We start from the raw sequence: 9,239 nt of genomic DNA, 5'->3' as shown, positions 1-9,239 counted from the left end.
CGCGCCGGGGGCACGCGCGGGGTGCGGTACGGAGCGGGGGGCCGGGCCGGCCGGGGCCGCGCCGTGCGCCGGGGCCGGAACGTCGTTGCCGTGGTACGGGTGTGAGGACACGTCACCAGGATGCCCCGGGGCACCGACAACGGTCCGCGCGGGACGGCGGGCGGCGGCTCCACCCGCTCGGGCCAGCGACGCGCCGCCCGCCGGAAGCACCCGCTACGCCGGTCGGCGCACTCCGATCTGCGGGGTCCGCGCCCGCTTCCTACGGTGACTGAATGATCGTCACGTCAGCTGTTCGTCATGCCGCCGCGGGGACCGCGGCGCTGCTGTTCGTGCTGCCAGGCCCGGCGGCCGCCGCCCCGGCCGCCCCGGCCGCCGCCCGTCCCCCGGTGGCCCTGCCCGCCGCGTTCACCTCCCCAGCTCCCGCCGTGGCGCCCGCCGAGCCGACTCCGCCGGCGCGCGGGGCCGGCGTGGATCCGGCCCGGCTGCACCGGCAGGGCACGCAGGTGCAGCCGCTGCCCGGGGCGCCTTCGGTGCCGTGGGTCTCCGCCCTGGCGTGGGTGGTGGCCGACGCCTCGACGGGTGAGGTGCTGGCCGCCCGGGACGCGCACCGGCGGCTGCCGCCGGCCAGCACCCTCAAGGCGCTGTTCGCGCTGACCGCGCTGCCGCGCAACGATCCCGGCGAGCGGCACACGGTGGCCGACTCCGAACTGACCGGCATCGGGGCCGGCAGCAGCCTGGTGGGGGTCAAGGAGGGGTACACGTACCGGGTGTCGGACCTGTGGAACGGCGTATTCCTCAGCTCGGGCAACGACGCGGTGCACGTCCTGGCGGCGATGAACGGCGGCTGGGAGGCCATGGCCCGCCAGATGCAGGAGAAGGCACGGGCGCTGGGGGCCCTCGACACCCGGGTGGTGTCGCCGGACGGGTACGACGCGCCGGGTCAGGTCTCCTCCGCCTTCGACCTGGCCGTCTTCGGGCGGGCCGGTCTGCAGGACCCGCAGTTCACCCGGTACTGCTCCACCGCGTACGCCGACTTCCCGGCCGGCTCCTGGTCGTACGGCATCGCCAACACCAACCGGCTGCTCACGGGGGCCGACGGGGTGGCGCGCTACCCGGGTCTGATCGGCATCAAGAACGGCTACACGAGCAACGCGGGCAACACATTGATCGCGGCGGCGCGGCGGGGCGACCGGACGCTGGTCGTGTCGGTGATGAACCCCCGCGCGGGCGGGGGCCTCGCCGTGTACGAGGAGGCCAGGTCGCTCCTGGACTGGGGTTTCGCGGCGGCGGGCCGGGTGCGGCCGGTCGGCTCGCTGCTTCCCCGCCGGGCGGAGCCCGCGGCGCCGGACGCCGACCCGCGCCCCGTGTCGGCGCCGAGGAACGGCGCGGCGGGCGAGCGGACCGACCCGCGCGAGGCGCCCGCGGACACCCGGGGCGTCCCCGGCGCGGTCGCCGCCGAACGGTCCGAGGCGGGCCGGGACGCACCACCCGCGTCGGCCTCCGCGGCCTTCCCCCTCACCCTCCTGGGCAGCGCGTGCGCGGCGGCCCTCACCCTCTGGGCCCTGCGGCGCCGCACCGCACGGCGGGACTGACGGACAAACGGCCGGGGGCGCCCGCCGGTGACACCCGGCGCCCCCGCCGGTACGGCAGCCGGCGCGGGGCACACGGGGGCCTCCCCGCGGGCCCCGGGCGTCCCGGGCCGGCGTGTGCGCCGCGGGTCAGGCGCCCGGGAGGCCTTCCAGGGGCTTCCAGGGGCCGGGCTCCTCATGGGCGACGTAGCGTTCGGCGGCGCGGACGGCCTCCGGGGCGGTGCGTTTGCCCATCAGGACGCAGAGCGTGTACGCGGTGTCCTCGAAGCGCCGGCGGACCGACAGGTCGCACGGCCTGGCCAGGACGGAGCGCTCCTGGGAGCGGTAGTGGCGCAGCAGCCGTTCGACCGTCTTCCTGTCGGGCAGCAGCATGGAGTCCTCCTGCGATTCCCTGACCCCCTCGAGAGGCGTTTCGCTTCATAGTCACGGCGGAACGTCACCTTCGCGACCCGCACGGCCACGGGGCGTGACGGGATCGCCTCCCGGCGTGCGCGCGGGCCGCCGATGACGGAGGGTCGGAACATGAATGCGACCTCGCTCTCGCGCGTGGTGGTCACCGGAGCCACCGGAAATGTCGGTACGAGTCTGGTCCGCGCCCTGGCCCGGGAGCCGCGTGTCGGCTCCGTGCTGGGCGTGGCCCGGCGCAGACCCGATCTGGAGCTGCCGGGGGTGGAGTGGGCCGAGGCGGACGTCTCCCGCGAGGGCGACGAGCCGCTGCTCGCCCGGCTGGTGGCCGACGCGGACGCGGTGGTGCACCTGGCGTGGCGGTTCCATCCGACGCGCGACCCGGTGGTGACGTGGCAGGCGAACGTCCTCGGTTCGGTCCGCGTCTTCGAGGCGGTGGCGGCGGCCCGGGTGCCGGTTCTCGTGCACGCCTCGTCGGTGGGCGCCTACTCCCCCGGGCCGTCGGGGGGTGCCCCGGTCTCCGAGGAGTGGCCGACGCACGGCTGGCCCGGGGCCGCGTACACCCGGGAGAAGGCCTACCTGGAGCGGGTCCTCGACACCTTCGAGCGGGACCATCCGCAGGTCCGGGTGGTCCGGATGCGCCCGGCGTTCCTGTTCAAGGAGGAGTCGGCGAGCGAGCAGCGCCGGATCTTCGCCGGCCGCTTCTTCCCCGGCCAGCTGATGCGCCCGGAACTGCTGCCGCTGCTGCCCGAGTTCTCGGGGCTCCGGTTCCAGGTGATGCACACCGAGGACGCCGCCGACGCCTACCGCAGGGCGCTCCTGCGCGACGTGCGGGGGCCGTTCAATCTGGCCGCGGACCCGGTGGTGGACGCGGAGCTCCTGGGCCGGGTGTTCGACGCGCGGCCGGTGAAGGTGCCGGCCGGGGCGGTACGGGGGGCGCTCTCGGCGGCCTATCACCTGCGGCTCGCCCCGGCCTCCCCCGGTCTGTTCGACGCGGTGCGCCGCATTCCGGTCATGTCCACCGAACGGGCCCGGCGGGAACTGGAGTGGGAGCCGTCGGCGACGTCGGTGGAGGCCCTGGAGGCGTTCCTGCGCGGGGTCCGCGCGGGCGCCGGCGAGAGCACGGCCCCTCTGGGCGGCCACCGCGTCGGCTGACGCGGCGGCCGGAGGTGCCCCCGGCACCTCCGGCCCGTCTCACCGCCACCCGTGGGTCCGGGTCAGGTGCCGGCCGAAGGCGGGTTCGGCGGTGAGCCGGCGGGCGTAGGCCCACAGGGCGGGGTGGGCGGTGACGCGTGCCCGTCCCTCGGGCGTGAGGCGTCCGAGGTGGACGGTGTCGAGGTGCACCAGGGTGCTCCACACGTGCGCGTCGGCGAGGGTGGGACGGTCGCCGAGGACGTACGGCCGGCCGGCGAGGCGGCGTTCCAGGGAGGCGAGCGCCGCGAGGAGGACGGTGAGCGGGTCGTCCCCGGAGCCCCGGGGTCCGGTCCGCGCCGCACCGGCCCGGCGGGCGGCCCGGTCGACGTCGCGCGCGCACAGTTCCGCGATCGTCTCGATCTCGCCCCGGTGCCTCCCGGGCAGCAGGTCGGGTCCGTCGCCCCGGAAGCGGAGGGCCAGGTCGCCGAGGATGTCGGGGACATGGGTGCTGACGATCCGTCCGGTCCAGTGGTCGCTGAGGACGGGGGCGGCGGCCGGTCCGCCGTACAGGTGGGCGCTGGCCTCGTAGAGCGGGCGGAGGACGGTGTATCCGCCGTCGGGGGTGTCGGGGATCGGCGGCAGGACGGTCAGCGGCACCGTGCGGTCGAGTGCGAGCAGGCCGTGGGTGACGGCGAGGGCGAGACAGCCGGGGCCCGAGGGGGCGATGTGGAGGCGGTAGCGGCGGGGGACGGCGTAGTGGCCGCTGCGCATGTCGCGGCCGATGCGCCCCCGGAAGTGGGGTGCGGCGGAGGCGGGCAGGAGCGAGGACGGGACGACGGACATGCTTCTCCCTCGGAATGCTCGGTGCTCGGTGCGCCGGCGCCCGGGTTCCCGGGCGCGCTCGTGCCGGCGGTCACGGTCGTGGTCGCGAGGTCGGATGCCGGGGGCGGACGCGGTGCTCGTGCTCGCCGGTCGGGGTGGTGACGGCGAGCCGGCCGCGGTGGCCGGGGTGGGCTGTTGCCTGCGGCGGCCCTTTCCTACTTGTTCGGTGGGGTTGTGGTCCCGAGTGTCCGGCCGGGCCCCTGTGCCGTCAAGGGCGCGCGGGGCGCACGCGGACCCGCCGCTCGTGTCGCGGCCCGTGCCGGGCGGGGTTCGGGAAGGGCCGGTGCGGAATAATGCGCGCATGCGCATTTCAGCCAGGGCCGACTACGCGGTCCGTGCGGCCCTCCAGCTCGCGGCGGCCCGGGACGCCGGCCCCCTGAAGGCCGAGGCCATCGCCGAGGGCCAGGGCATCTCGCACAAGTTCCTGGAGGGGATCCTGGGGGACATGCGCAAGGGCGGCCTGGTGCAGAGCCAGCGCGGCGGCAACGGCGGGTACTGGCTGGCGCGGCCCGCCGAGACCATCTCGGTCGCGGAGGTGATCCGCTGCGTGGACGGCCCCCTGGTCTCCGTACGCGGGGAGCGTCCCCCGGATCTCGCCTACACCGGCCCGGCCGAATCCCTGCTCCCTCTGTGGATCGCCCTGCGCGCGAGTGTGCGCGCGGTGCTCGGTGTCTCGCTGGCGGACGTGGCGGCGGCCGAGCTGCCCGCCGAGATCACCGCCCTCACCCAGGACCCGGAGGCCTGGACCAACCCGTGAGCACCGTCGCAAGCGCGGCGGGAGGCTGACAGCGTCTCAGTTTCCGGGATGCCCGCATCCGCAGTATGGACGCCCCTTGGGGCGGCGGCCTTCCCTCTGTCACCATCCCCACTATTCCAATGGGAATACTAGGGATCATGTGAGGTGACGTGAGCACGCAGAGGAAGTCGACCACGAGACCCGCGATACGCGCCGCCTCCACCGCCTCCACGGCGGCCCCGCCGGACGCCGGCGCCCCCTCGGAGGACGGGCGGTCCCCCAGCGGCGGGCCGGGGGACGGCATCTGGTTCCGGGTCACCCGCGAGCTCGCCGACGACCTGGCCGTGGACGCCCCGGCCCGGGACCGGGCGGGCAAGACTCCGTACGACGAGGTCGCCCGGCTCCAGGAGGCCGGGCTTCCAGGGCTGCTCACGCCGCCGGGGGACGGCGGCCGGGGCAGCGACTGGCGGTCCGCCTGCGCGGTGATCCGCGAGATCTCCGCCGCCGACAGCTCGGTCGGCGAACTCCTCGCCCACCACTACCTCCTCTCGTGGTCGAGCCACTTCTTCGGCCAGGACCCGGGGACCGGTTCACCCGCACGGCGGAAACAGACGGCCAAGGCCTCCCTCGGCGCCCGTGCCGCACGCGAACACTGGCTGCTCGCCGGGGCCGTCGAACCGCCGCCTCCGGGAACCGGCCCCGGGCCGGATCTCACGCTCACCCCGTCGGACGACGGCTGGCTCCTCGACGGACGGCACACCTTCGCCTCCGGCGTCACGGTGGCCGACCGGCTCGTCCTCGCCGCCCGCCCCGGCGGCAGCGGCGACGCGCTGGTCGTCCTGGTCGACCCGGCCTGTCCCGGCGTGTTCACCGACGGCGGCCCCGACCGGGTGGGCCAGCGGCTCGCCGGCGCGGGCACCGTCACCTTCGACCGCGTGCCCGTGGCCCCCGCCGACGTCCTCGGTGTCCTCCCCCAGGACGAGGACACCACCGCCCCCTTCACCACGCTCGCCCCACTGGCCCTGCGGCTCCTCCTGGTCCACGTCGGGCTCGGCATCACCGAAGGGGCGCTGGCCGAGGCCAGGGACGTCACCCGCGCGGGCCGGGCCGGCGACCGGGCCGCCCCCGCCGGTGACGCGGTCGCCCGCCTCGGCGGGGCCGTACGGGCCGTGGCGTCGGACGATCCGTACCTCCCTCTCGCCTACGGCGAGTTGGCGATCGAGGCGCATGCCGCGGCCTCGGTCGTGGAACGCGCGGACGACGCCCTCGCCTACGGACTGCACACCGGGCGCGGCCTCGGGGCCGAACAGCGGGCCGCCATCGCCGTCCTGGTGGCGGCGGCCGAGACGGTGACCGGCCGGGCCGCCGTGCGCGTCACCACCCGCGTCCTCGAACTGGTCGACGGCGCCGGCGGCCCCGCCGGCCACGACGGGGCCCCCGGCTTCGACCGCTTCTGGCGCAACGCGCGGGCGCTGACCGCACGGACGCGCACGGCCCACCGGCTCCGTGACATCGGGGACCACTACCTCCACGGCACCGACACCCGCCTCACCCTTCCGGCGTAACCGGCCGTCCGCGCGCCCCGGCACCGGCTGCAGGCCGACGGCGGAGCGGGGAAGAACCCGGCGGAGAAGGGGTTTCCGGCGGGCCCGGAAGGGGGGCCGGCACCCGGCGGGGGACGGGCCGGACCGCGGGCCGGGGGCCTCCGTCCCTGTCGCCGTACGGCCGGACGGGGGCAAGCTGAAGGAAGGAGGGCCCGGCCACCGGGCGGGTCCGGCAGCGTCCCCAGGAGGACATCCGATGACGCGTGAGATCGTCGCGGGAGTGGACGGCTCCCCCGAGAGCCTCGCCGCGGCCGACTGGGCCGCCCGCGAGGCCCTGCACCGGGGGCTCCCGCTGCGGCTCGCGCACGCGTGGCGCTGGGAACCGCTCGATCTCCCCCTGGTGCAGGACCCGGAGGGGCAGGAGCGGGCCGCCGAGGACGTGCTGCGCGAGGCGGGGACGGCGATCGCGCGGCAGTACCCGGAGGTGACGCTCACCGCCGAGCTGTTGCGGGACACCCCGGTCGCCGCGCTGCTCGGCACCGGCGAGCGGGCCGAGATGCTGGTGGTCGGGTCACGCGGACACGGCGCGGTGGCCGGGTTCCTGCTGGGTTCGTACGGGCAGCAGATCATCGCCGGTGCGACCCGGCCGGTCGTCGCCGTCCGGTCCCGGGACGGCGAACCGGCCGAACCCCCCACCGGGGAGGTCCTGGTGGGCCAGCTCGGCAGCCCGGAGGACAGCGCCGCCGTCCTGCGGTTCGCCTTCGCGACGGCGGCCGCGCGTGGTGCCCCGCTGCGCGCGGTCCGGGCGTGGAGCCTGCCGCCCCTCTTCGCGTACAGCCCGGCGTCCATGCAACTGGCCGACGAGGCGGGCGGGCTCGTCCCGTACGAGGAGAAGGCGTTGAGCGACGCCCTCGCGCCCTGGCGCGAACGCTTCCCCGACGTGTCCGTCACCGAGCACGTCGAACTGGGCAGCGCCGGACAGGTGCTGCTCTCCTCCTCGGGCGCCGCCCAGCTCCTCGTGGTCGGGCGCAGGGCCCGGCGCGGGGCGGTGGGGCCGCGCATCGGATCGGTGGCGCACGCGGCGCTGCACCTCGCGCCCTGCCCGGTGGCGGTCGTCCCGCCCGAATGACGGGACGGTCCGGAAGCAGCCCGTCCCGCCGCCGTGTCGACCCCACGGGTTGACGAGACGTGTCGGGAAGAAGGGGGGGGCGGAAAGTGTTGTCGCCGTCGCTCCGGTGGCTCTCCCCAGTGCCGGATCGTCCGGCGACCCCGGAAAGAGAGCGGAGTTCCATGCGGTACCACGAGCACCCCGGTCATCCCGAAGCACTCGACCCCCAGGAAGGCGGGCCGGCCCCCGCGAGCGGGCGGCATCGCAGGGGCGGAGGAGGGCGGCGGCGCGCGCCCCGGCGGCCGGCGGCCCGCACCGCCGTCACCCTGGCCGGCACCGCGGCGGCCGTGTTCACGGTGGCGACGGCGGTGTACGTGGCGGCCCCGGCACCGGCCGCCGACCCGGTGCAACCGCCGCTCGCCGCCCCGGCCCCGCCCTCGGCCGCCACCGCGTTGGCGGCCGTCGCTCCGGCGTCCGCGCCCGTCACCGCGCCGGCTCCGGCGTCCACGCCGGCGGCGCCGTCCGCACCCCGTTCGCCTGCGGTCTCCCGCCCGCCGGCCGCCCCCGCGCCCAGCACCTCCTCCCCCGCCGCCGCGCCGCGCACCCCGGCGGCCGCCACCCCCTCCCCCGCACGACCGGAACCGGCCGCACCCGCGTCGTCCCCCGCCCGGCCGTCCGAGGCGGCGGCGGAGACCGGCGGTTCCGACGCCGCCGACCGGGCCGGGGGCGGTGCGGCCCAGTACGCCCAGCACGTGATAGCCCTGGTCAACGCCGAACGGCAGAAGGCCGGGTGCGGTCCGCTGCGTGCGGAGAAACGTCTGCGGCTGGCCGCGCAGCGGCACGCCGACGACATGGCCGCCCGCGACTACTACGCCCACGACACCCCCGAGGGACGGGACGCGGGCGACCGGATCACGGCCGTCGGGTACCCCTGGTCGGCGTGGGCGGAGAACATCCACCGGGGGCCGAAGACCCCGGCCCGCGCGATGGAGGACTGGATGGAGAGCCCCGGCCACCGCGAGAACATCCTCAACTGTTCCTTCGACGAGATCGGGGTGGGGGTGTCCCTCGCCTCCAACGGCCCCTGGTGGGTGCAGAACTTCGGCAGCCGGCGCTGAGGCGCCGCGCCGCCCCGCGGCTCACGGGGCGGCGAGCTTCTGCACCCAGATCGTGCCGCCGGGGCCGGGCGCGGACGCCACGCCCGTGTCCCGGTACCGGCAGTCGAGCATGTTCTCCTCGTGCGCGGCCCCGTCCGTCCAGCCCTCCACGACACCGGCGGGATCGTCCGTGCCGCGCGCCAGGTTCTCGGCCCAGGCACTCCAGGCGTACCCCTCGGCGGTGATGCGGCTGTCGGCGAAGGCGCCTTCCGGGCTGCTGTGCCCGTAGTAGCCGCGCGCCGCCATGTCGCGGGCGTAGGCACGGGCCGCTCGGACGAGCCGCGGATCGGTACGCAGCGGTGCGCAACCGGCCTCGGCCCGCAGCCGGTTGACCAGTGCGGTCACTCGCTCCCCCGCCGGGGGCGCGGGGGCGGGTGACGCCGTCGTACGCCGCGGGGACGGGCGCGCGTCGGGCGGCGGCGGTGTCGTCGACGTCGTGGGGGCCGGGGCGGGGGTCGTGACCGGGGTACGGGGCGGGGTGGCGGGCGGCGGGGGCGCGGCGGTGGGCCGGGCGGGCGCCGGACGCGCCTGCGGCTGCTCGGGCAGGAGCTGCGGGGCGAGGGCGCCGAGGACGGCGGCGAGCACGGCGGCTCCCGCGAGCCCGGCGCGCCGGCCGGGCGTCCAGCGCGCCGGCCGGGGTCTTCGGCCCCCGGTGGATGTTCTCCGCCCACGCCGACCAGGGGT

General features: G+C 76.9%; 9 protein-coding genes. 6 read left to right on the top strand and 3 right to left on the bottom strand.

From position 1 onward, the window contains the following. The first annotated feature begins 272 nt into the window (after nucleotides 1-272). The gene (locus tag ABTY40_RS30565) at nucleotides 273-1,592 is read left to right on the top strand and encodes a D-alanyl-D-alanine carboxypeptidase family protein (protein ID WP_352062483.1); all 1,320 of its coding nucleotides are present in this window, start codon (nucleotides 273-275) and stop codon (nucleotides 1,590-1,592) included. A gap of 126 nt (nucleotides 1,593-1,718) precedes the next feature. Here the strand turns inward: ABTY40_RS30565 and ABTY40_RS30560 are convergent, their stop codons facing one another. Further along, nucleotides 1,719-1,961, bottom strand: coding sequence for a DUF5133 domain-containing protein (locus tag ABTY40_RS30560; RefSeq protein ID WP_345287864.1), 243 nt, complete (start codon nucleotides 1,959-1,961; stop codon nucleotides 1,719-1,721). A 150-nt stretch (nucleotides 1,962-2,111) separates the two neighbouring features. On the opposite strand from ABTY40_RS30560, the gene ABTY40_RS30555 reads away from it, so the two are divergent. Next, entirely contained in the window at nucleotides 2,112-3,149 is a 1,038-nt protein-coding gene (locus ABTY40_RS30555) for an NAD-dependent epimerase/dehydratase family protein (protein WP_352062482.1), read from the top strand. A 39-nt stretch (nucleotides 3,150-3,188) separates the two neighbouring features. On the opposite strand, the gene ABTY40_RS30550 is transcribed toward ABTY40_RS30555, so the two are convergent. Next, on the bottom strand, nucleotides 3,189-3,971 hold the full coding sequence (locus ABTY40_RS30550) for a glutathione S-transferase C-terminal domain-containing protein (protein ID WP_352062481.1): 783 nt from the start codon (nucleotides 3,969-3,971) through the stop codon (nucleotides 3,189-3,191). 340 nt (nucleotides 3,972-4,311) lie between these two features. Here ABTY40_RS30550 and ABTY40_RS30545 point away from each other — a divergent pair, with 340 nt between their 5' ends. The 4 genes from ABTY40_RS30545 to ABTY40_RS30530 all read left to right on the top strand — a co-directional run bounded on the left by ABTY40_RS30545 (nucleotide 4,312) and on the right by ABTY40_RS30530 (nucleotide 8,516). Next, entirely contained in the window at nucleotides 4,312-4,767 is a 456-nt protein-coding gene (locus ABTY40_RS30545; protein WP_352062480.1) for an RrF2 family transcriptional regulator, read from the top strand. 149 nt (nucleotides 4,768-4,916) lie between these two features. Beyond that, nucleotides 4,917-6,311 carry an acyl-CoA dehydrogenase family protein gene (locus ABTY40_RS30540; RefSeq protein WP_352062479.1) on the top strand — a complete coding sequence of 465 codons (1,395 nt, stop codon included), beginning with the start codon at nucleotides 4,917-4,919 and terminating at the stop codon, nucleotides 6,309-6,311. Nucleotides 6,312-6,546: 235 nt separating this feature from the next. Further along, nucleotides 6,547-7,419, top strand: a complete 873-nt coding sequence (locus ABTY40_RS30535) for a universal stress protein (protein ID WP_352062478.1) — start codon at nucleotides 6,547-6,549, stop codon at nucleotides 7,417-7,419. Between the two features lie 161 nt (nucleotides 7,420-7,580). After that, a complete protein-coding gene (locus ABTY40_RS30530; RefSeq protein ID WP_352062477.1) occupies nucleotides 7,581-8,516 on the top strand; it encodes a CAP domain-containing protein in 936 nt (311 codons plus the stop codon). Between the two features lie 21 nt (nucleotides 8,517-8,537). On the opposite strand, the gene ABTY40_RS30525 is transcribed toward ABTY40_RS30530, so the two are convergent. Beyond that, nucleotides 8,538-9,140 carry a CAP domain-containing protein gene (locus tag ABTY40_RS30525; protein ID WP_352062476.1) on the bottom strand — a complete coding sequence of 201 codons (603 nt, stop codon included), beginning with the start codon at nucleotides 9,138-9,140 and terminating at the stop codon, nucleotides 8,538-8,540. Nucleotides 9,141-9,239: the final 99 nt, after the last annotated feature.

The sequence above is a fragment of the Streptomyces sp. NPDC126503 genome (genome assembly GCF_040302405.1).
Taxonomy (GTDB): domain Bacteria; phylum Actinomycetota; class Actinomycetes; order Streptomycetales; family Streptomycetaceae; genus Streptomyces; species Streptomyces gulbargensis.
This window is presented reverse-complemented; position numbering and strand designations above follow the sequence as displayed.